Source organism: Streptomyces sp. NPDC091292, assembly GCF_044757265.1.
GTDB lineage: Bacteria > Actinomycetota > Actinomycetes > Streptomycetales > Streptomycetaceae > Streptomyces.
The window spans coordinates 1,632,404-1,652,519 of the sequence record NZ_JBIVUQ010000001.1 but is presented as its reverse complement, the minus strand read 5'-3'; the positions used below and the strand labels follow the sequence as shown (position 1 = coordinate 1,652,519).

General features: G+C 72.9%; 23 protein-coding genes. 9 read left to right on the top strand and 14 right to left on the bottom strand.

Annotated features, from left to right (window positions below):
• The gene (locus tag ACIQNU_RS07965; protein WP_401362185.1) at window positions 1-885 is read right to left on the bottom strand and encodes an SDR family NAD(P)-dependent oxidoreductase; all 885 of its coding nucleotides are present in this window, start codon (window positions 883-885) and stop codon (window positions 1-3) included.
• Window positions 885-1,691, bottom strand: coding sequence for an acetoacetate decarboxylase family protein (locus ACIQNU_RS07960; protein WP_401362182.1), 807 nt, complete (start codon window positions 1,689-1,691; stop codon window positions 885-887). Before ACIQNU_RS07960 ends, ACIQNU_RS07965 begins: the two co-directional genes overlap by 1 nt.
• 107 nt (window positions 1,692-1,798) lie before the next feature.
• On the opposite strand from ACIQNU_RS07960, the gene ACIQNU_RS07955 reads away from it, so the two are divergent.
• The 4 genes from ACIQNU_RS07955 to ACIQNU_RS07940 all read left to right on the top strand — a co-directional run bounded on the left by ACIQNU_RS07955 (window position 1,799) and on the right by ACIQNU_RS07940 (window position 5,211).
• Window positions 1,799-2,452, top strand: coding sequence for a TetR/AcrR family transcriptional regulator (locus tag ACIQNU_RS07955; RefSeq protein ID WP_401362180.1), 654 nt, complete (start codon window positions 1,799-1,801; stop codon window positions 2,450-2,452).
• Between the two features lie 85 nt (window positions 2,453-2,537).
• Window positions 2,538-3,515: a DEDDh family exonuclease gene (locus tag ACIQNU_RS07950; RefSeq protein ID WP_401362177.1), complete on the top strand. Its 978-nt coding sequence runs from the start codon at window positions 2,538-2,540 to the stop codon at window positions 3,513-3,515.
• Between the two features lie 97 nt (window positions 3,516-3,612).
• On the top strand, window positions 3,613-4,401 hold the full coding sequence (locus ACIQNU_RS07945; RefSeq protein WP_401362174.1) for an SURF1 family protein: 789 nt from the start codon (window positions 3,613-3,615) through the stop codon (window positions 4,399-4,401).
• A gap of 54 nt (window positions 4,402-4,455) precedes the next feature.
• Entirely contained in the window at window positions 4,456-5,211 is a 756-nt protein-coding gene (locus ACIQNU_RS07940) for an SDR family oxidoreductase (protein ID WP_401362171.1), read from the top strand.
• Window positions 5,212-5,248: 37 nt separating this feature from the next.
• Here ACIQNU_RS07940 and amaP read toward each other — a convergent pair whose 3' ends face one another.
• The 9 genes from amaP to ACIQNU_RS07895 all read right to left on the bottom strand — a co-directional run bounded on the left by amaP (window position 5,249) and on the right by ACIQNU_RS07895 (window position 12,041).
• Entirely contained in the window at window positions 5,249-5,836 is a 588-nt protein-coding gene (gene amaP, locus ACIQNU_RS07935; protein WP_401362168.1) for an alkaline shock response membrane anchor protein AmaP, read from the bottom strand.
• Window positions 5,833-6,534: a DUF6286 domain-containing protein gene (locus ACIQNU_RS07930; protein WP_401362165.1), complete on the bottom strand. Its 702-nt coding sequence runs from the start codon at window positions 6,532-6,534 to the stop codon at window positions 5,833-5,835. Before ACIQNU_RS07930 ends, amaP begins: the two co-directional genes overlap by 4 nt.
• Window positions 6,531-6,887: an Asp23/Gls24 family envelope stress response protein gene (locus tag ACIQNU_RS07925; RefSeq protein ID WP_401362162.1), complete on the bottom strand. Its 357-nt coding sequence runs from the start codon at window positions 6,885-6,887 to the stop codon at window positions 6,531-6,533. Before ACIQNU_RS07925 ends, ACIQNU_RS07930 begins: the two co-directional genes overlap by 4 nt.
• Window positions 6,884-7,069, bottom strand: coding sequence for a hypothetical protein (locus tag ACIQNU_RS07920; RefSeq protein ID WP_389890953.1), 186 nt, complete (start codon window positions 7,067-7,069; stop codon window positions 6,884-6,886). The genes ACIQNU_RS07925 and ACIQNU_RS07920 overlap by 4 nt, the downstream gene beginning before the upstream one ends.
• Before the next feature lie 100 nt (window positions 7,070-7,169).
• Window positions 7,170-7,661: an Asp23/Gls24 family envelope stress response protein gene (locus tag ACIQNU_RS07915; RefSeq protein ID WP_401362158.1), complete on the bottom strand. Its 492-nt coding sequence runs from the start codon at window positions 7,659-7,661 to the stop codon at window positions 7,170-7,172.
• Window positions 7,662-7,916: 255 nt separating this feature from the next.
• The gene (locus tag ACIQNU_RS07910; RefSeq protein WP_401362155.1) at window positions 7,917-8,732 is read right to left on the bottom strand and encodes an enoyl-CoA hydratase/isomerase family protein; all 816 of its coding nucleotides are present in this window, start codon (window positions 8,730-8,732) and stop codon (window positions 7,917-7,919) included.
• A gap of 132 nt (window positions 8,733-8,864) precedes the next feature.
• On the bottom strand, window positions 8,865-9,086 hold the full coding sequence (locus tag ACIQNU_RS07905; RefSeq protein ID WP_401362153.1) for a helix-turn-helix domain-containing protein: 222 nt from the start codon (window positions 9,084-9,086) through the stop codon (window positions 8,865-8,867).
• A 335-nt stretch (window positions 9,087-9,421) separates the two neighbouring features.
• Window positions 9,422-11,020, bottom strand: a complete 1,599-nt coding sequence (locus ACIQNU_RS07900) for an ABC-F family ATP-binding cassette domain-containing protein (RefSeq protein ID WP_401362150.1) — start codon at window positions 11,018-11,020, stop codon at window positions 9,422-9,424.
• A gap of 91 nt (window positions 11,021-11,111) precedes the next feature.
• The gene (locus ACIQNU_RS07895; RefSeq protein ID WP_401362147.1) at window positions 11,112-12,041 is read right to left on the bottom strand and encodes a hypothetical protein; all 930 of its coding nucleotides are present in this window, start codon (window positions 12,039-12,041) and stop codon (window positions 11,112-11,114) included.
• 284 nt (window positions 12,042-12,325) lie between these two features.
• Here ACIQNU_RS07895 and ACIQNU_RS07890 point away from each other — a divergent pair, with 284 nt between their 5' ends.
• Both ACIQNU_RS07890 and ACIQNU_RS07885 read left to right on the top strand, forming a co-directional pair.
• Window positions 12,326-13,213, top strand: coding sequence for a neutral zinc metallopeptidase (locus ACIQNU_RS07890; RefSeq protein WP_401362144.1), 888 nt, complete (start codon window positions 12,326-12,328; stop codon window positions 13,211-13,213).
• Window positions 13,214-13,307: 94 nt separating this feature from the next.
• Window positions 13,308-13,721: a VOC family protein gene (locus tag ACIQNU_RS07885; protein ID WP_401362142.1), complete on the top strand. Its 414-nt coding sequence runs from the start codon at window positions 13,308-13,310 to the stop codon at window positions 13,719-13,721.
• Window positions 13,722-13,768: 47 nt separating this feature from the next.
• Here the strand turns inward: ACIQNU_RS07885 and ACIQNU_RS07880 are convergent, their stop codons facing one another.
• The 3 genes from ACIQNU_RS07880 to ACIQNU_RS07870 form a co-directional block, all read right to left on the bottom strand.
• Entirely contained in the window at window positions 13,769-15,187 is a 1,419-nt protein-coding gene (locus tag ACIQNU_RS07880; protein ID WP_401362140.1) for a hypothetical protein, read from the bottom strand.
• A 133-nt stretch (window positions 15,188-15,320) separates the two neighbouring features.
• Window positions 15,321-16,481: an alpha/beta hydrolase family protein gene (locus ACIQNU_RS07875; protein ID WP_401362138.1), complete on the bottom strand. Its 1,161-nt coding sequence runs from the start codon at window positions 16,479-16,481 to the stop codon at window positions 15,321-15,323.
• 58 nt (window positions 16,482-16,539) lie between these two features.
• The gene (locus tag ACIQNU_RS07870) at window positions 16,540-17,199 is read right to left on the bottom strand and encodes a class II aldolase/adducin family protein (protein WP_401362136.1); all 660 of its coding nucleotides are present in this window, start codon (window positions 17,197-17,199) and stop codon (window positions 16,540-16,542) included.
• Window positions 17,200-17,311: 112 nt separating this feature from the next.
• Between ACIQNU_RS07870 and ACIQNU_RS07865 the strand changes: the two genes are divergently transcribed.
• The 3 genes from ACIQNU_RS07865 to ACIQNU_RS07855 all read left to right on the top strand — a co-directional run bounded on the left by ACIQNU_RS07865 (window position 17,312) and on the right by ACIQNU_RS07855 (window position 19,952).
• Entirely contained in the window at window positions 17,312-18,055 is a 744-nt protein-coding gene (locus ACIQNU_RS07865; protein WP_401362134.1) for a lysozyme, read from the top strand.
• 234 nt (window positions 18,056-18,289) lie between these two features.
• Window positions 18,290-19,654: an anion permease gene (locus ACIQNU_RS07860; protein ID WP_401362132.1), complete on the top strand. Its 1,365-nt coding sequence runs from the start codon at window positions 18,290-18,292 to the stop codon at window positions 19,652-19,654.
• A gap of 13 nt (window positions 19,655-19,667) precedes the next feature.
• The gene (locus tag ACIQNU_RS07855; RefSeq protein WP_401362129.1) at window positions 19,668-19,952 is read left to right on the top strand and encodes a hypothetical protein; all 285 of its coding nucleotides are present in this window, start codon (window positions 19,668-19,670) and stop codon (window positions 19,950-19,952) included.
• Window positions 19,953-20,116: the final 164 nt, after the last annotated feature.

Below are 20,116 nucleotides of genomic sequence, written 5' to 3'. Positions count from 1 at the left end.
TCAGTCCAGGATGAAGCTCTCCAGATACGACGGGTTGGCGCGGTCGAGCATCGACCGGGACCTGGCGCGGATCTGCCGGTCGCTGTGCTCGCTCTCGGGCAGCAGCCAGAACCGGTCGGCGGCGATACCGTCGGCGACGAGGTCCGCGACGTCCTCGACGGGGGTGAACGCGATCTCCTGCCCCGCCTCGCGCATCGCCGCCTCCCACTGGCCGAGGCTGCGGTAAGGGGCTTTGCGGGGGCGGGACTTGGCGTACTTCTCGGGCCGGTTGCGATGGGACTCCCACAGTCCGGTACGCAGCATGTGGGGTCCGGGGAAGAGCACCGACGCACCCACGCGCGCGTGCTCCGCCCTCAGATGCGCGTACAGGGACTCGGTGAGGGTGACGACGGCGGCCTTGGTGACCGCGTACACGGACGCCGTCGGCAGTGGGGCGATACCGCCGTCGCCGGACGAGGTGTTGACGACATGACCGGGCTCGCCCCCGGCGATCATGCGGGGTACGAACGCCTGGATGCCGTGGAAGACGCCCCACACGTTGACCGCGAAGGCCCACTTCCAGTCGTTCGGGTCGTGCTCCCACATCCGGCCCTCGGCGCCGGAGCCGACGCCCGCGTTGTTGCACAGCACATGGACGGCGCCGAACTCCTCGTACGCCGCGTCGGCCAGGGCGAGCACCTCCGCGCGTTCGCCGACGTCGACCACGCGCGCGAGGACCCGCGCCCCGTCGGCGCGCAGCCCGGCCGCCGCCTTCTCCAGGGCGGCCTCCTCGACATCGGCGAGCACCACCTTGAGGCCGCCGGCGGCGAACCGCCGGGCCAGGGCGAGCCCGATGCCGCTCGCCGCGCCGGTGACCACGGCGACCTGTCCCTCCCGCAGCTCCATCAGGCACTCCCCCGCGCCGTCTCGGGCGGCCCGTCGTGGATCTGAAGGGGGTCGTCGTAGCGCTGGTGGACGTACGGCAGCAGGGCGTCGGCGTCGACCCGTTCGACCACCCGGCCCCGCTGGTCGGTGGTCTTCTCGCCGAGCGTGATCCCGATCAGCCTGCGCACCGGCAGATCGGCGACCGGGTCGTACATCGACTCGCGCAGCACCACGTCCCCGGTGATCCGCTCCAGGGCGCGCACCCGCTCCCGGCGCTCGCAGTGCACGAGCACGGGGTCGCCGTCGAAGCCGGAACCGTCCACTGCGGGCAGGAACTTGAAGTAGAAGTCCGTCCTGCGCTCCGGCTCCGGCAGCGGCAGCGGCCCGCTCACGGCGCCGCGCACCTCCACAAAGGCGATGCCGTGCCGGGCCAGGGACGCCCGGACGACCAGACCGTCCCGCTCGACGGTCACCTCGCCGAGCTTCTTCGGCTCGCCGAACACCTCACGGCCCCCGGTCAGGGCCCGTTCGTGCGTCATCGGCATCACCAGCGGATACCAGCCCTCGACCCCGCCGTGCGCCGCGGCGACCGAGAAGGAGCCGGCGCCCAGCGGATAACCGGGCAGGTCGACCTTGCTGATGGTGGCCCGCACCAAGGGGCGCGGGGCGGGCTTCAGCGGCGGCGGGAGGACCGCGGCGACCACATCGGGGTCGCTCTCCCACACGGCGACGACACCGGTGGACCAGATGTCGGGGAGGCTGCCGCTCGTGGTGCGCGCCGCCGCGATCTCCGCCGCACCGCGCGCGCCGTACCGTACGCGTGCCATGACGTACCGCCCTTCGTAGGTCGAAGCGTCTGTAACACAGTTACACCGAGCGCGATGAAGGGTAAAGAGGCGTGCACGACGGGGAATTCGGCGAAGGGAGCGCGCGCATGGCGAGGGCGGCGCTCTCCCGTGACGAGGTCCTGGACGCCGCCACGGCCCTGGTGAAGCAGCACGGGCCGCAGGCGCTGACGATGCGGAAGCTCGCCGCCGAGCTGGGCACGGCGGTCACGTCGATCTACTGGCACGTCGGCAACCGCGAGTCCCTGCTCGACGCCCTGGTGGAGCGCACGATGGCCGAGCTGGGCGAGATCCGCCCCCGGGGCCGCACCCCGGCCGCGCGCGTGGTGTCCGTCGCCCGTACGCTGCGCCGCCGGCTGCGCGACCATCCGCACCTGATCGCGATGGTCCACGAACGCGGTCTGACGGAGCGCATGTTCCTGCCCGCCCGGCGCGCGCTGGTGCGCGAGGTGCACGCGGCGGGGCTGCGGGGCGCGCGCGCCGCCGACGTGGTGCGGGCCGTGCAGGTCCAGGTCGTCGGCTTCGTCCTCGTCGAACGCAACCGCGAGCGCGCACCCGTGCAGCGCCCCGCCGACGAGGGCCTGTCGGCGCCCGGCACGGCGGACGACGACCCCGCGCTGGCCCGCGCCCTCGCCCGCCCGATCGACCCGGAGCGGCTGTTCCTGACGTCGGTCCGGGCGCTCGTGGATTCGCTGCTGCCCGGGGACGGCCCGGCACCGCCCGGCCGACCCACCGTCAACTGAACCCCATGGGCGGCCACTCGGCGCGACCCGCGCGTGAGGGTGGTGGCGGACGGAGTGTCAGTCCCGGGCCGTATCCTCAGTGACCATGCTCGACGACCGTACGACCGCAGCTTCCCCGGCCGAGTGGCCGACCGCGTATCCCCGGGGGTACGCGGTCGTCGACGTCGAGACGACCGGCCTGGCCCGGGACGACCGGATAGTGTCCGCCGCGGTCTACCGGCTGGACGCGCGCGGCGAGGTCGAGGACCACTGGTACACGCTGGTCAACCCGGAGCGCGACCCGGGTCCCGTGTGGATCCACGGCCTCACCCGTGACGTCCTGTCGGACGCGCCCCTCTTCGCGGACATCGCCGACGAGTTCGCCGCCCGGCTCGCCGACCGCGTCCTGGTCGCGCACAACGCGGTCTTCGACTGGTCGATGATCGCCCGGGAGTACGCGCGCGCGAGCAGCGTCCCGCCGGTCCGTCAGAGGCTGTGCACCATCGCCCTCTCCAAGGAGTTGGGGCTGCCGCTGCCGAACCACAAACTGGAGACGCTGGCCGCGCACTTCGGGGTCGTCCAGCAGCGCGCGCACCACGCGCTGGACGACGCGCGCGTGCTCGCCGAGGCGTTCCGGCCCAGCCTGCGGGCGGCGGCCCGCAGCGGAGTGCGGCTGCCGCTCCTGGAGTGCCGGCCGCTGACGGAGTGGTCGGACAGCCCGGCGACCCCCCGGATCGGCCGTCAGTCGTCGTACCGGCCGGGCAGTTGGCGCCCGGCCCGCAAGCGCCCCCCGTGCCCGTATCCGAACCCGGGGCGGTATGTACCGGGCGGGCCGCTGCGGCAGGGCATGCGGGTGGCGTTCTCCGGGGACACCTCCGTCGAGCGGGACCTCCTGGAGGACCGGGCGGCCGAGGCGGGGCTGCACATCGCGACGAGCCTGTCCCGGCTGACCAGCCTCCTCGTGACGAACGACCCGGACTCGGGCACCTCCAAGACCGCGAAGGCCAAGGAGTACGGCACACCGGTGATCGACGAGGCGGCCTTCGGCCAGCTCCTGCGGGACGTCGCCCCGGCCGAGGGGTGACGGCCCGCGCCGCGGTGGCACACCCCCCGGCAACCCCCTGACACGGCAGGGGCACCCCTGGCGAAGGCCCCGGATGTGCCGGTTGTACGGTCGTGGGGTGTACCGCTTCCTGTTGTCCCGGCAGTGGGTGATCCTCACCCTCCTCACCCTCGTCCTCATCCCGACGATGGTCGAACTGGGCTTCTGGCAGCTGCACCGGCACGAGCACCGCGTGGCGCACAACAAGCTGATCTCCGACGCCCTGGCCGCCCCGCCGGTCCCGGCCGAGCGGCTGACGTCCCCGGGGCACGCCGTGACCGACGCCGAGCGCTACCGCCGGGTGACCGCGAAGGGCACGTACGACACGGCGCACGAGGTCGTCGTGCGGCGCCGCACCAACGCGGCCGACGAGGTCGGCTTCCATGTCCTGACCCCACTCGTACTCACGGACGGCAAGGTGCTGCTGGTCAACCGGGGTTGGATCCCGGCGGACGGCGCGCAGACGGAGTTCCCGAAGATCCCGGCGCCCGCGCGCGGTGAGGTCACCGTGACCGGGCGGCTGATGGCCGACGAGACGACCGCCGCGAGCGGCATCAAGGACCTCAAGGGGCTCCCCGACCGGCAGATCATGCTGATCGGCAGCGCCCAGATGGCGACGACCCTCGGCAAGCCGGTGCTCGGCGGCTTCATCGAGCAGACGGCGCCCGAGGCGCGCGACAACACACCGCAGCTGATCGGCGACCCCGACCACAGCGGCATCGGCCCGCACATGGCGTACGCGGTCCAGTGGTGGCTGTTCGCGGCGGGCGTGCCCGTGGGATGGGTGATCCTGGTACGCCGTGAGCGCCGGGACCGCGCCGCCGCACCGGACCCGGCACCCGAGGTGGCGGCCCCCGCCCCTGTCTGACGGCACCCACGGGCACCCTCGCCACCGCGATCGCCGCGAGGCAGGATGTCCCCCATGGATCTTGGACTGAAGGACCGTGTCTACGTCGTCACCGGGGCCTCCCGTGGACTGGGCAACGCCACCGCGCGCGCCCTTGTCGACGACGACGCGAAGGTCGTCGTCTCGGGGCGCGACCCCGAGCGGATCGCGGCGGCGGAGAAGACGCTCGGCGCGAACGCCGTGGGGGTCGCCGCCGACAATGCCGACCCGGCCGTCGCGCAGCGCCTGATCGCCACCGCGCGCGAGCGGTTCGGCCGCTTCGACGGCGTCCTGATCAGCGTCGGCGGACCGGCGCCCGGATTCGTCGCCGACAACACCGACGAGCAGTGGCAAGCCGCCTTCGAGTCGGTGTTCCTGGGCGCGGTGCGACTCGCGAGGACGGCCGCCGCGGAACTCGGCGAGGGCGGTGTGATCGGTTTCGTCCTGTCCAGTTCGGTCCATGAACCGGTCCCCGGTCTGACCATCTCGAACGGTCTGCGGCCGGGTCTCGCGGGCTTCGCCAAGTCCCTCTCGGTCGAGCTGGGGCCGCGCGGCATCCGGGTCGTGGGCCTGCTTCCGGCCCGCATCGACACGGACCGGGTACGCGAGCTGGACGGCCTCTCGCCCGACCCGGAGGCGGCCCGCGCGGCCAACGAGTCCCGTATCCCGCTGCGCCGCTACGGCACCGCCGACGAGTTCGGCCGCACGGCGGCCTTCCTGCTGTCGCCGGCCGCGTCGTACCTCACGGGGGTGATGCTTCCGGTGGACGGGGGCGCGCGGCACGGGTTCTAGGGCGGGCGACGGTGGGTCGGGCCGGCTCGGGTGGGGGTCAGGTGACGCGTTCCGCCCGGTGTTTGACGGCTCGTAGCTGCACGGTGGCGGGCAGGCGGACGAGGCCCGCCGAGTCCCGCGCGTGGGCCAGTGCCTCGTCGGAGACCCGGCGCAGGGCCTCGCCCGGCACTCCGTGCGGCGCGAGCAGCAGCCGCATCCGTGCCCGCGGTGCGCTGCGCCGCCCGGTGAGGGTCACCTGGGCCCGCTCCACGCCGTCCAGCGCCTCGGTCTCGTCGGCGAGTACGGACTCCATGGCGGGCCCGCGCAGCAGCGCGCCCTCTCCGTCGCCGGTGTCCACCAGGACCTCCGCGAGGCGGCGGCGCCGCAGATTCGCCGAGAGCCACCACAGGGCGAGCAGCAGCAGGACGGCGAGCGCGGCGATGACGGCCGGCCACCACCAGCCCTCGTCGCGCCACCGGGTGCGCCGGGCGGCGGTGAGCAGGACGTCGCTCTTGTCGCCGTGGATCCACCACGAGGGCAGTGCCGCGCCGAGGCCGACGGCGAGTACCGAGCCGCCGAGGAGCAACAGGCCCACGCCGAGCAGCCCGATCAGGACACGGTTGACGGTACGCAGCACGGGTCTCACCCCTTCCTACCGGGCCGCCGCACCCGCACCGAGAGGGCGGGCGGCCGGCCGAGGCCCAGGGAGCGGATGGTGTCGGCGAGTACGGCGTCCAGGTCGGCGCGTACCTCGTCGAGGGGGCGGAAGTGCGAGTGGGCGCGCACGTCGACCTTGTGGCGCTTCATGCGGACCCGGACCGACTGCACGCCGGACACCTCCATCGCGCGGTCGCGCAGCACCATCGCGGCGGCGGCCCGGTGCAGCCCCGCGCGGACGTCGGCGGTGGGCCGCATCGGCAGGACGGCGCGCAGACCGGGCGTGACGGCGAGCACGATCAGCCAGAGTCCGATGACGGCGGCGGCCCCGGCGCCGATCATGACCCACACGTTGTCGACGGGCCGCTGGGCGAGTTCCCGCGTGAGTACTGTGCGCCAGTACATCGCGGGCTGTCCGGCGCGGACGGCGGCGACGTCGTAGAGGAGCAGTCCGCTGCCGCCAAGGACGAGCAGCGCGACGATCGCGGCGGGGACCCGGCGCCCCGCCCAGAAACGGCCGGGCACGGGCGAGGTGAGGAAGGGTTCGTACGCGGCGGCCGACGCGGACTGGTCGAGGTCGCCGTCGGACTTGTCCAGGACGGGGATCCGCCGGGCACCGCCGGACTCGGCGGCGGGCTGCTCGACGGCGGGCCCATCGGGCTCACCGACCTCTCCTGCCTCGCTCATCGTGTCCTCCCCTGTGCCGCTTCACGGGACTGCGGCGAGTGCAGCCGCTCCACATGGACGGTGACCTCGGGCACCTCCATCCCCGCCAACGCCTCTACCCGCTCGGCGACTTGGCGACGCACCTCGCGGCACCGGGCACCGATGTCGGTGGGGTAGTCGAGTTCGAGGCTGACGCGGACGCGCGCGGTGTCGCGGTGCACGGTCACCGTGGCGTGCGGGGGCAGGCCGTCCTCGGGCACGGCCGGCAGCGCCTCACGCGCGGCGCGCGCGGCGATCTTGGCGACGACGCGGTCGGCGATGTGGGTCGCGCCCCGCTCGCCGGGTTCGACGGCCTGACCGGGCACCGCGGTCACCGCCGCCGGTCGCCACGACCGCGGAAGAACTCACCGGGCTCCAGGTCGCCCTCCAGGAACCGGCCGGCGACGAAGCCGACGGCGCCGAGCGCCGCCACCAGCAGGAAGGCGCCGAACCCGCCGAAGTATCCGGCGAAGGCCAGTGCCATTCCGGCGATCATGCCGATCACGGCCATGCTCATCGTGCGCTCCCTCTGCGAGTCTGCACCGTCTGCACCGTCTGCACCGGTCTGCGAGTCCCCACCGGTTGGTTCACCTCTGTTCGGGTGCCCGCGCCGGACCCTACTGAAGCCGCGTCTCCGGTTCTTCTTCCTCTTCGTCCGGCAGCTTCACATCACTGACGGCGATATTGACCTCGACGACTTCGAGGCTGGTCATGCGCTCGACGGAGGCGATGACGTTCTCGCGTACGGCGCGGGCGACCTCCGCGATCGAGACGCCGTAGTCGACGACGATTTCGAGGTCGAGCGCCGTCTGCACCTCGCCGACCTCGGCCTTGACGCCGCGCGCCACGGACCTGGTGCCGCCGGGGACCCGGTCGCGTACCGCGCCGAACGTACGGGAGAGGCCGCTGCCCATGGCGTGCACGCCGACCACGTCACGGGCGGCGAGTCCGGCGATCTTCTCCACGACGCCGTCGGCGATGGTGGTCCTGCCCCGCGCCGCCGGGTCACCCCCGCCGCGCTTGACGGCGCCGCTCCGCCGGGGCGGCTCGCTCTCGTCCGAGGACCGCGGGGAACCGTCCGGCCCTTTCCGATGTGCCATGTCGGTCATCGCCGTTCGTCCCTCTCCGCGCCGGATGTGGTCCTGCGCCCACAGTAAGCGCGCGGGAGGTGTCGCGCGCCGGGGATACGGCAGGCTGGAGGAATGACGGCTGACGCTCAGTTCGTGCCCGGCAGGGCGCGGCAGCCCAGTTCGTCCAACAGGCGGCGATCAGCCGTACCATCCGCAGCTTCTGTTCGCGGGCGTAGGAGTGGGCCGCGCTCGCCTCCACCACGACCTTCCACGACTGACCCGGACGTCGATCGCTCAGTCGCCGAGGCCCGCCAGGTCGCGGAGTCGGCGGGACTGGGCCGCGCGTTCGGCGGCGCGCTGGGCGTCATAGGTGCGGTCGGTCGCGCCCTGGAGCAGCGCCTTCGTCTCGATGAGGGCGTCGCGGGGCGCTGCGAGGAGCGCGGCGGCCAGGTCCTGGGTCGCGGCGTCGAGTTGGTCGCCGGGCACGACGAGGTTGGCGAGGCCGATCCGCTCGGCCTCGGCGGCCTGGACGAAGCGGCCGGTCGCGCAGATCTCCAGCGCACGTCCGTAGCCGACGAGCCCCACGAGGGGGTGCGTTCCGGTGAGGTCGGGCACCAGGCCCAGGCTGGTCTCACGCATGGCGAATTGGGCGTCGTCGGCGGCGATGCGCAGATCGCAGGCGAGCGCGAGCTGGAACCCCGCGCCGATGGCGTGTCCCTGTACGGCGGCGATGGACACGAGGTCACGGCGGCGCCACCAGGTGAACGCCTCCTGGTACTCGGCGATGGCCGTGTCCAGCTCCTCGTCCGTACCGCGGGCGAGGTCGAGGAACGACGGTTCGCCGTCGAAGCCCTCCGGGGTGAACGCCTGCCGGTCGAGCCCTGCGGAGAAGGACTTGCCCTCACCGCGCAGCACGACGACACGGACGTCTCCGGGGACGGCGCGTCCGGCCTCGACCAGGGCCCGCCACAGGGCGGGGCTCTGGGCATTGCGCTTGGCCGGATTGGTCAGCGTCACCGTGGCGACCTGCGCGTCGACGGTGAGCCGTACGCCGTCCTGGTCGACGACCGGGTCGGTGTTCTTGTCGCGTACCGGGTCGAGCGAAGCCATGGGGCGCCTCCGATGTGTGCGGCCGGTCGGGGTGCGCCGTTCCCGGGCACCCCTAAGTGACTGCACAGTAACCACCCGGTCGACCTGCGAATCGACCGGGTGGCACCACCGAAGCCGGTGAGCCGCCCGGCATCAGCCGGTGGCGGCCTTCTTCCCTCGGGTCGCCCCGCCGCGTCCGCGCAGCACGACCCCGGACTCGCTCAGCATCCGGTGCACGAAGCCATACGAGCGGCCGGTCTCCTCGGCCAGCGCCCGGATGCTCGCACCGGAGTCGTACTTCTTCTTCAGGTCTGCCGCGAGCTTGTCGCGCGCGGCGCCGGTTACCCGGCTGCCCTTCTTCAGAGTCTCGGCCACCCGTGCCTCCTCATGGGAAGTGCGCTCTGGACTTCTCATGATCACCCCTCCCGGGCTTCCTGGCCACCCATTCGGCAAGGTCCGTACGACATGGCTGGCCGCGACGGAAGGGATCCCCACGAACGGAATGCCTCATTCCGGTCAACGGCGGACGCCATTTCTCACGTGTTCACGAGCGAATCGGCAGGTCAGCGCGGGGCCACCGGCCGGGCCCCGGCGAAACGGGCCCTGGCCAGGTAATCCATGGAGGACACACCGCTGTACGAGGAGATCTCACACAGATGGTGGATCACCGCTCGGCCGAATGATCCATACGCAGTGGATCACTCTTTCGATCAAGCGAGCGCGACGAGGTCCGCGTAGTCGGCGCCCCACAGGTCCTCGACGCCGTCGGGCAGCAGGATGATCCGCTCCGGCTGGAGCGCCTCGACGGCGCCCTCGTCGTGTGTGACGAGGACGACGGCGCCCTTGTAGGTGCGCAGGGCGCCGAGGATCTCCTCGCGGCTGGCCGGGTCGAGGTTGTTGGTGGGCTCGTCGAGCAGCAGGACGTTGGCCGAGGAGACGACGAGGGTGGCGAGGGCGAGGCGGGTCTTCTCACCGCCGGAGAGGACACCGGCGGGCTTGTCGACGTCGTCGCCGGAGAACAGGAACGAGCCGAGCGTCTTGCGTACGTGGACCAGGTCGAGGTCGGGCGCGGCCGAACGCATGTTCTCCAGGACCGTACGGGACGGGTCCAGGGTCTCGTGCTCCTGGGCGTAGTAGCCGAGCTTGAGTCCGTGGCCCTCCAGGACGTCGCCCGTGTCGGGCTTCTCGACCCCGGCGAGCAGGCGCAGCAGGGTGGTCTTGCCCGCGCCGTTCAGACCGAGGATGACGACCCGTGAACCCTTGTCGATGGCCAGGTCGACATCGGTGAAGATCTCCAGCGAGCCGTACGACTTGGACAGGCTCTCGGCGGTGAGCGGGGTCTTGCCGCAGGGCGCGGGCTCGGGGAAGCGGAGCTTGGCGACCTTGTCGGACTGGCGGACGGCCTCCAGGCCCGACAGCAGGCGGTCGGCGCGGCGGGCCATGTTCTGCGCGGCGACCGTCTTGGTGGCCTTCGCGCGCATCTTGTCGGCCTGCGCGTTGAGCGCGGCGGCCTTCTTCTCGGCGTTCTGCCGCTCCCGCTTGCGTCGCTTCTCGTCGGCCTCGCGCTGCTGCTGGTAGAGCTTCCAGCCCATGTTGTAGATGTCGATGCTGGAGCGGTTGGCGTCCAGGTAGAAGACCTTGTTGACGACGGTCTCGACCAGGTCGACGTCGTGGGAGATGACGATGAAGCCGCCGCGGTACGTCTTGAGGTAGTCGCGCAGCCAGACGATCGAGTCGGCGTCGAGGTGGTTCGTCGGCTCGTCGAGCAGCAGGGTGTCGGCGTCCGAGAAGAGGATGCGGGCCAGCTCGATCCGGCGCCGCTGACCGCCGGAGAGCGTGTGCAGCGGCTGGCCGAGCACCCGGTCGGGCAGGCCGAGCGCCGCGGCGATGGTGGCGGCCTCGGCCTCGGCGGCGTATCCGCCCTTGGTGAGGAACTCGGTCTCCTGGCGCTCGTACTGCTTCATCGCCTTGTCGCGGGTCGTGCCCTTGCCGTTCGCGATGCGCTGTTCGTTGTCGCGCATCTTGCGGAGCAGGGTGTCGAGGCCGCGGGCGGACAGGACGCGGTCGCGGGCGAGCATGTCGAGGTCGCCGGTGCGCGGGTCCTGGGGCAGATAGCCGACCTCGCCGGAGCGGGCGACGGTGCCGGCGGCGGGGATGCCCTCACCGGCGAGGACCTTGGTGAGGGTGGTCTTGCCGGCGCCGTTGCGCCCGACCAGACCGATGCGGTCGCCCTTGGCGATACGGAAGGTGGCGGACTCGATGAGGACGCGGGAACCGGCGCGCAGCTCGATACCGGATGCGGTGATCACGGACAGACTCCTGGGCAGGGTGGACGGCGAAAGGGCGGGCTGAGGGCGATCACGCCGTCTAGTGCGTGAGGAGAATGGCCATGGAGCCAGTCTAACGGGGTCGCGCAACCACTTTTTCAGGCACGGTCGGGGCGCTGGTCGGACCGGGGACGGACCGGGGGCGGGACCCGGGGATGTCGTTGCCCAGGGGGTTGCGGCGCGGGACGATCCGGCCGATGTCGTCGACGGCGACGAGCTGCGCGGTCCAGGGTTCGGCGGCCTCCCGTCCACGTCCGGTGCAGGGCTGGGCGATCAGCAGGGCGTGACCCACGCGCGCGGCGCGTGCCGGTTCGAAACGGCATCCTTCGCGCGCGGGCAGCACCCAGCGCAGGTCCCCGTCGGCGACGCGGTACGCGGTGATCCGGCGCGGGGTGACGACGGCGAGCATGCGCGCGTCGGGGCCGAGCACGCGCAGGACACCGGCGCCGGGGCGGGCGGCGCGGCGGGTGAGCCAGGGGGCGGCGTCGGGGAGGGCGCGGTGCCAGCGGACGTGCGGGGCGTGCCGCGCGGAGGCGGGCGGAGTGGTCGCCGTGACGAGGCCGTCGTCCCAGAGCGCGACGGCGTGCCCGCGCGCGGGCACCACGGCGAGCGGCCGGTGACCGTCGCGCGCGTAGCTCCAGCCGTGCGGCAGGGGCACCGCCCGGTGGTCGTCGGCCCCGCGCGCATGGAGCGTGAGACGGTCACCGAAGGGCGCGGGGCGCGCCTCGTGCGCGAGGGCGAGCAGCGGGACGGCGGCGAGCGCCAGGAGGCCGGTCAGCAGGCGGCGCGCACGGCGGGCACGGCGCGCGGGCGCGCGCGGGGGCTCCTGCCGGGGTCCGGGGACGGCCCCGGGACGGGTGCCTGTGCCCGGCGCGGACGTCCCGTGTTCCGTGGCACCCGACGCATGTTCCGTTACGCCCGACGCGTGTTCCGTCGCGCCCGAAGCGTGGGACACCCCGGCCTTCGCGAACACCGCGAACGCGGCGATGGACACAGCCGCCACTCAGCCCCCTAGCCCCGTCAGCCTGTCAGCCCTGTCAGCTTGTCTGAACCGTTCCCGACGGGCCCGCACGGTCGGACAGGACCTCGGCCGACCCGGCACCGCATTCACTCGCGCGCGGCCCCCTGAGCCGTCACGACACGGCGGGCCCGTCGCGGCACGTCCCCCGTTCGGCGGTCCGCCCGGCGCCGTCCGCCGTGTCCCGGCACAGGATGAGGGCACAGTGCCGTTCTCGGCACCGGACGGCGGGCCGCCGTCCCGGACGTGGCACGGAGGGCGGTGCGGCCATGCAGTTCGACGACGACGCCGGTCTGGACACCTCCGAGGTACGGGATGTGCGCGGCAGCCGGATCCCCGGCGGCCGGAAGACGGTCGGCGGCGGTATCGCGGGCCTGATCGCGCTGCTGCTCGGTCTGTTCCTCGGTGTGGGACCCGAGCAACTGGGCCTGTCGTCGGGCGGCGGCGCGGCGCCGACGTCCTCGACGGCGGCCCAGGTCTCCCAGAGCTGCCGGACCGGACGGGACGCCAACACCAAGGAGGACTGCCGCATCGTGGCGGTGGTCAACAGCGTCCAGGACTTCTGGCGCGCGGAGTACGCGCGCAGGGGCGGCCGTTACACGGACGCGCAGACGGTGCTCTTCACGGGGCACGTGTCGACGGGGTGCGGCGAGGCGACGTCGGCGGTGGGCCCGTTCTACTGCCCGGCCGACCGGAAGGTCTACCTCGACCTCGGGTTCTTCGACGAGCTGCGGTCGAAGTTCGGCGCCAGTGGGGGGCCGTTCGCGCAGGCGTATGTCGTCGCGCACGAGTACGGGCACCACATCCAGAACCTGATGGGCACGCTCCAGCGCGCGCAGGACGGGCGGACCGGGCCCGACAGCAACGCGGTCAAGGTCGAGTTGCAGGCCGACTGCTACGCCGGGGTGTGGGCGCACCACGCGACCCGGACGCCCGATCCGACGACCGGCAGGCCGCTCATCACGAGCCTCACCGACGCGGACATCCGGGAGGGTCTGGACGCGGCGGCGGCGGTCGGCGACGACCGGATCCAGGCGAGGTTCCAGGGCCGGGTGACCCCGGAGTCCTGGACGCACGGCTCGGCCCAGCAGCGGCAGCAGTGGTTCTACCAGGGCTACCGCACGGGCGACATGGCCCGCTGCAACACCTTCGGCTGAGCCCGCCGGGCGGCTTCGCCGGGGCGTTGTCAGTGCCGGGTGCCAGACTGTTTCGCAGGTCACGATTCGATAACTGGAAGAAGGAGTGATCCCCATGGCCGGCAAGGACGGCGGACCCCCGACGATCTACCCGACGCTGCTGTACACCGACGCGAAGGCCGCGATCAAGCAGCTCACGGAGGCGTTCGGTTTCACGGAGAGGAGTGTGTACGAGGGTGAGGACGGCCAGGTGATGCACGCCGAACTGGCCCATGGCGCGGGCGTGGTGATGCTCGGTTCGAAGGGGCGCGGCGGACTCTTCGACAAGGCGATGAAAGGAGCGGGCCCCGCCGGGATCTATGTCGTGGTGGAGGACGTGGACGCCCACCACCGGCGGGCCGTGGAGCACGGCGCGGAGATCCTGATGCCCCCGACGGACCAGGACTACGGCTCGCGGGACTACATGGCCAGGGACGCCGAGGGCAATGTGTGGAGCTTCGGGACGTACGCACCCGAGCCGCACGGCTGAGCCGCGCCCGTCCCGCCCGTCGGGCGAGGGGGCGCGGCCCGTATGCGTCAGGCGCCTCCGGTGTGCACCTGGAAGGCGGCCCTGCGCACGGCCTTGGCGAGCGCGGGGTCGGGGTGGGCGGCGGCGAGCGCGACCAGCACCTGCACGGTACGGGGGTGCCCCACGCGGCGTACCTCGTCGAGGAGGGCGGGGACGGTCGGCTGCACCGCGGACTCCAGGTGGCGTACGAGGAGTCCGGCGTCCCCGTGGTCGGCGACGGCCGCCGCGGTGTCCACCCAGAGCCAGGTCGCCTCGTCCCGGGTCAGTACGGCGTGGGTGTCCTCGGGGTCGACGCCCTCCATCTCGGCGAGCCACAGCAGCGCGTAGGGCCGCAGCGACGGCTCGTCCATGATCTGCCGGACGCCCGCCTCGGCGGGGGCGCCGACGACGCGCAGCGCCTCGAAGGCGAGGCCACGCAGCAGGGCGTCCTCGCCGCGCGCCGCGTCGAGCAGTTCGGTGACGGCGCTGCCGACGGTGCGGGCGGCGAGCCAGGCGCGGTATTCGGCGCGGGCCGCGTTGGGCCGCAGCCCCGCGCAGCCGCGCAGCATGCCGTCGGCGGACTGCTCGATGTTCCCCGCCGGGCTCTGTGCGGCGACGCAGATCTGCTCCAGCTTGACCCACACCGCCCAACTGCCCAGCGCGGTGAGGGTCGCCTGGCCGGCGGCGCAGGTCAGCGCGCCGACGGCGGCCAGCGCGTGCAGGGCCCAGTCGAGGAGTTCGGGCAGCGCGGAGTCGTCCGTGACGGTGGGTTCGGGCTGCGGGCCGTAGGGGATCTCGCAGCGCTCGGTGCGCAGCTCCTTGACGCGCTGTTCCAGCAGGTCGAGCAGTTGCGGTACGGGCACGGGGCCCGCCGACAGCTGGAGGAAGGAGAGGAGTTGCGGCATGGCCTCGACGACCTCGGCGACGGACGCCGCGACATCGGGGCCCGGTCCGTCCGGCGCCGGGTGGGCCAGTGACCAGGCGTCGAAGAGGGCGACCCAGCCGCGCAGGACGGCGGAGTCGTCGCGGTCCCAGGCACGCAGCCGCCAGCCGGGGCGCGCGTAGTCGCCGTGCACCTCGACGAGGCCTGCCAGGCGGGCGGTGTCCCAGTCCGCCCGTACCTCACCGACCGTCAGGCCGAGGTCGGTGGCGGCCCGTTCGGCGGTGGTGTCGGAGAGCGTGCCGCCGCCGTCGGGGGTGGTGCCGGGGCCCGGGGGCCTGCCCCGGCGGCCGGGGCGCAGTTCGGTGTCGGCCCAGCGCGCGACCCGGACGGCGCCCGCGAGACCGGCGCGGGCCGTGCGGGCCAGCTCGGCGGGTGCGGGGGTGCCCTCGGGGGGACGCGGGGCGGGGCGCCGGGAGCGCCGCTGGCCGACCGCGCGGGGAGCGGCGGCAAGGGGTCGCGGGCGGACGAGTCGGAGCCTGGAGTCGCGCGGGATACGGGACGTCACGGGAGCAGTCTTCCGGTTGACGGTCCGAAAACCCAAACGGAACGCCACGCGGGTAGATCGCGGGCCCCTCCGCCGTGGATCGAGGCCGGTTCGACCGAGGGGAAACGGAGGCGCGGGTGCGGGGGCCGTGGCGCTACATCAGGGGGGTGAGGAAGCGGCGCAGGACCTCTTCGTAGGTATCCGGATCGGCGTTCCACATGGCGCCGTGCGGGGCGTTCGGCACGGTGTGCAGGGTGACCAGGTCGGGGCGGCGGGCGGCGAACCGGCGGGACAGGCGCCAGGGCGCGACCGTGTCGCCGGGGCCGTGCACGAGCAGCGTCGGGACCGCGACGGCCTCGGGGGCGACGCCGTCCATCAGCGGTCCGCCGTTCTGCCGGCCGTGCCCCGCGACCAGGCCCGTGCGGCCCTCGGCGGCGCGGACCGCGAGCGGGAGCAGGGGACCGGGCGTGCGCCGGGCGGACGCGAGGGCGCGCAGCGTGGTCTCCCAGTCGAGTACCGGCGAGTCCAGGACCAGGCCGGAGACCCGGTCCTTGAGCGGGGAGTACGCGGCGGCGCGCAGGGCCATCGCGGCGCCGGTGGACCAGCCGTGCAGGACGACCCGCTCGGCGCCGTAGCGCACGGCGTAGCGGATGGCGGCGTCCACGTCCCGCCACTCGGTCGCGCCGAGGTGCCCGAGGCCGTCGGGCAGCGGCGGGGCGCCCAGGTCGCCGCGGTAGGCCACGTCGAGTACGGGGAAGCGCTGGCCGTGGAGGAAGTCCATCAGCACCATCGGGTGCTCGCGGGTGGTGCCGAGCCCGTGCACGGTGATCACCCAGGTGTCGCGGGAGGCGGGCACGAACCAGGCGGGCAGCCCGCCGAGTTCACCGGGTACGTCGACGTCGGCGTGGTCGAGGCCGAGCGCGGCGGCCGGGTCGCCGATGTACACCTGGGGCGTGAGCCAGACCTTGGCGCCGGGTTCGAGGGTGCCGTGCGTGACGCGTTCGAGCCGGCGTACGACGGTGTCCGCGGTGTCCGCCGCCTCGGCGATCACCGGGCCCACGACGGCGTGCATGCCGTCGCCCGCGAGGCCGTAGCGGCCGGGGCGCAGCGAGGCGAGGGAGCGGGTGAGCGTGATCCGGCCGGGGCCGGTGGCGTGCACCGTGAGGCGGGGCTCGGTGGGGAGGGGGCGGCCCGGGGGCGCCTTGAGGGCCGCGTCGCTGGCGTAGCGCCCCACGGCGACGGCGGCGGCACCGAGCGCGGCCGTGCCCACCGCCGTGAGCGCCGCGGTGGCTGCGGTTGCTTTGGCTGGACCCACCTGACCAGTCTCCGGCCGGTTCGCCGCCCGTGCCACCTCAGCCCGTCGAGGGCAGGCCCTACCCCCGCTGCCCGTACCCCCTCAGCTTCTCCCCCACCTCCGCGAGCTGGAGTCCGGTCAGGAGGTGCGGGGTGCGGTGGGGGGCCGCTGTCGCCGTCAGCCAGACCTGGCACATCCATTCCAACTGGGCCGTGCGGTCGTACGCCTGGGGCAGGGAGTCGCCGTACGTGACGGTGCCGTGGTTCTGGAGGAGGCAGCCGGTGCGGTCGGTCAGGGCGGTGAGCATGTGCGCGGCCAGCTCGTCCGAGCCGTACAGCGCGTACGGGGCGACGCGGACCGGGCCGCCGAGCGCCGCCGCCATGTAGTGGATCAGGGGCAGTTCGGGCACCAGGGTCGAGACCGCGGTGGCGTGCACGGCGTGGGTGTGGACGACGGCCCGCGCGCGGGTGGTGCGGTAGATCGCGAGGTGCATCGGCAGTTCGCTGGTCGGGACGAGGTCGCCGAGCACCTGTACGCCGTCGAGGCCGACGCCGAGTACGTCGGCGGGGGTGAGCCGGTCGTAGGGCACGCCGCTGGGTGTGGTGAGGACGGTGTCGCCGACCCGGACCGACACATTGCCGGATGTGCCGACGACGAGGCCGTCGGTCACCGTTCTGCGGGCCGTCGCGACGAGGTCGTCCCAGGCCCGCGCCACCGCTTCGTCCGCCGTACGCGCCATGCGGGGAAAAGTACCGGGCCAGGGGGCCGAACGGGCGTATCTGCGGGGACACGCGCGTCCGTCGCGTCCGCTTCGGGCAGGCATGTACCTCTCTACTACCTCCGGGGGATTCATGGCGTGTGACCGCACTTCGACCCTTCGCCGTCTCCGCGTGCTCGCGGTGTCCTTGGCGACGCTCACCTTCGGGGGCACGGCCCTCGCGGGCGTACCGGTCTCGGCGGCGGACAAACCCAAGGGGCACGATGTCTCGTCGCACCAGAAGAACGTGAACTGGAAGTCGGCCCGTGACAAGGGCGCGCGATTCGTATACGTCAAGGCGACCGAGGCCACCAGTTATCGCAACCCGTACTTCTCGCAGCAGTACAACGGCGCGCGGGACGTGGGCATGGTGCGCGGCGCGTACCACTTCGCGCTCCCCGACCGGTCGTCCGGCTCGGCGCAGGCCGCGTACTTCGTGCGCAACGGCGGCGACTGGCGGGCGGACGGCTGGACGCTGCCGCCGGCGCTCGACATCGAGCACAACCCGTACAGCTCGAAGAAGTGCTTCGGCCTCAGCAAGTCCCGGATGGTCTCCTGGATCCGGTCCTTCAGCGACGAGGTCGACCGGCTCACCGGCCGACGGCCCGTCATCTACACGACGGCGAACTGGTGGAACGACTGCACGGGAGCCAGCCGCGCCTTCGCGGCGGACCACCCGCTGTGGGTGGCCCGCTACAGCTCGTCACCCGGCGCCCTGCCCGCGGGCTGGGGCTACTGGACCTTCTGGCAGTACGACAACGGGAGGGGCAGCCTGCCGGGTGACCAGAATCTCTTCAACGGGTCGATGGACCAGCTCAAGCAGTTCGCGCGGGGGTAGCGCGGCCCGGTGAAGCCCCTCGCGCGCAGGGCGTGAAGGGCTCGGAACCCGGCATCCGGGCGGTACGGAGGGTCGGGTTCCGGAAGCCGGGGCGGGCGCGGGTCGACGGGCGGGCGCGGACGGCATACCGTCACCCCGGACGGAGACACCGCAGCGCCCTATTCAGTTCATCTTCCGTTCACTCAGGTTGCCTACGTTCCAACCGCCACTGACGTCCAACAGAAGCCTGGGTAAATGGAAAACATCACGCTTCTCCTCGGGATCGTGATCATCACCGCTCTCGTGTTCGATTTCACGAACGGTTTCCACGACACGGCCAACGCGATGGCGACGACCATCTCGACCGGCGCTCTGAAGCCCAAGACGGCGGTGGCCATGTCCGCCGTGCTCAATCTCGTCGGTGCCTTCCTCTCCGTGGAGGTCGCCAAGACGATCTCCGGCGGGATCGTCAGTGAAGAGGGCATGCGGACCGAAGTGATCTTCGCGGCGCTCGTCGGCGCCATCCTCTGGAATCTGCTGACCTGGCTCGTGGGGCTGCCGTCCAGCTCCTCGCACGCCCTGTTCGGCGGTCTGATCGGCGCGGCCGTCATGTCGGCCGGCTGGTCGTCCGTGAACGGTTCGACGGTCGTCACCAAGGTGCTGCTGCCCGCCATCGCCGCGCCCCTGGTGGCCGGTCTCGCGGCGCTGCTCGCCACCCGGCTGACGTACCGCATCGGCCGCCGCGCCGACGAGCGGGCCACCGCCAAGGGCTACCGCGCCGGACAGATCGCGTCGGCCGGCCTCGTCTCGCTGGCGCACGGCACCAACGACGCGCAGAAGACGATGGGCATCATCACGCTGGCCCTGGTCACGGGCGGTGTCCTCGCCCCGGGCTCCAACCCGCCGGTCTGGGTCATCACGTCCGCCGGTGTCGCCATCGCGCTCGGCACCTACCTCGGCGGCTGGCGCATCATCCGCACCATGGGCAAGGGCCTCACCGACCTCGCGCCGCCGCAGGGCTTCGCCGCCCAGACCAGCGCCGCGACGGTCATCCTGGCCTCCTCGCACCTGGGCTTCTCGCTCTCGACCACCCAGTCCTGCTCCGGCGCCGTGATGGGCGCGGGGCTCGGCCGCAAGGGCGGTGTGGTCCGCTGGTCCACCGCCACCCGGATGTTCGTCGCCTGGGGCCTGACCCTGCCGGCCGCCGGACTGGTCGGCGCGGGCGCCGAGTTCCTGACCAAGCAGGGCACCTGGGGTGTCGTCGTCACCGGCGCGCTCCTGGTCATCGGCTCGGCCGTGATCTGGGGTCTGTCCCGCCGCCGGCCGGTCACCCATGACAACGTCAACGACGTCGACGGTGAGCCCGCGGGCGTGGTCACCACCGCCATCGCCGCCGTGACGCCGCCCCCGGCGGGCACCTTCACCGCTCCGGAGCCGGGCGACACCGAAGTGGCCGCCGACGCGACCGCCGCGGCAGGAACCGACAGCACCGGCAGCACTGGCAGCACCGACGGCACCGACGGCACCGACGGCACCTCGGGCGACGAGGACCTGAAGACGACCATCCCGGCCGGGAACGGCCCTTCCGCTGAGCCCGCGCCGCGGGCCGCCACGGTGTGAGGAACCATCAGCCATGAAGATCGACTGGGCAGCTCTCGGCTCCGTGTTCGGAGTCAGCCTCGTGGTGACGGTGGCCCTCGTGGGCCTGTTCACGCTCGGCATCGTCGGACTCTCGCAGCGGAGTCCGGCGCCCGCGGCGGGCGGTGAGGCCGCCGCGGCCGACGCCACCACACCGCAGGGGACGGCCGCGCGCGGGGGTGCCGGTAGCGGTGGCGCGATGGCGCTCGTGGGTGCCTACACGTGCTTCGCGCTGTGCGTGGCGGCCGTCGGCTACGGCATCTATCTGATCGTCGCCTGACCGTCGCCTGACAGGGTTCCGGGGGCCGCGCGGCTCCCGTCGGACGTACTCCGTGTGGGGTGCGGGACACATGTGATGTCCCGCACCCCACACGCGTGTGTGGGGCTTCGCACACTCTCCCTTCGCAGGTCAACTGTGAGTTGACGGGTGTTCTCGGGGCGTGG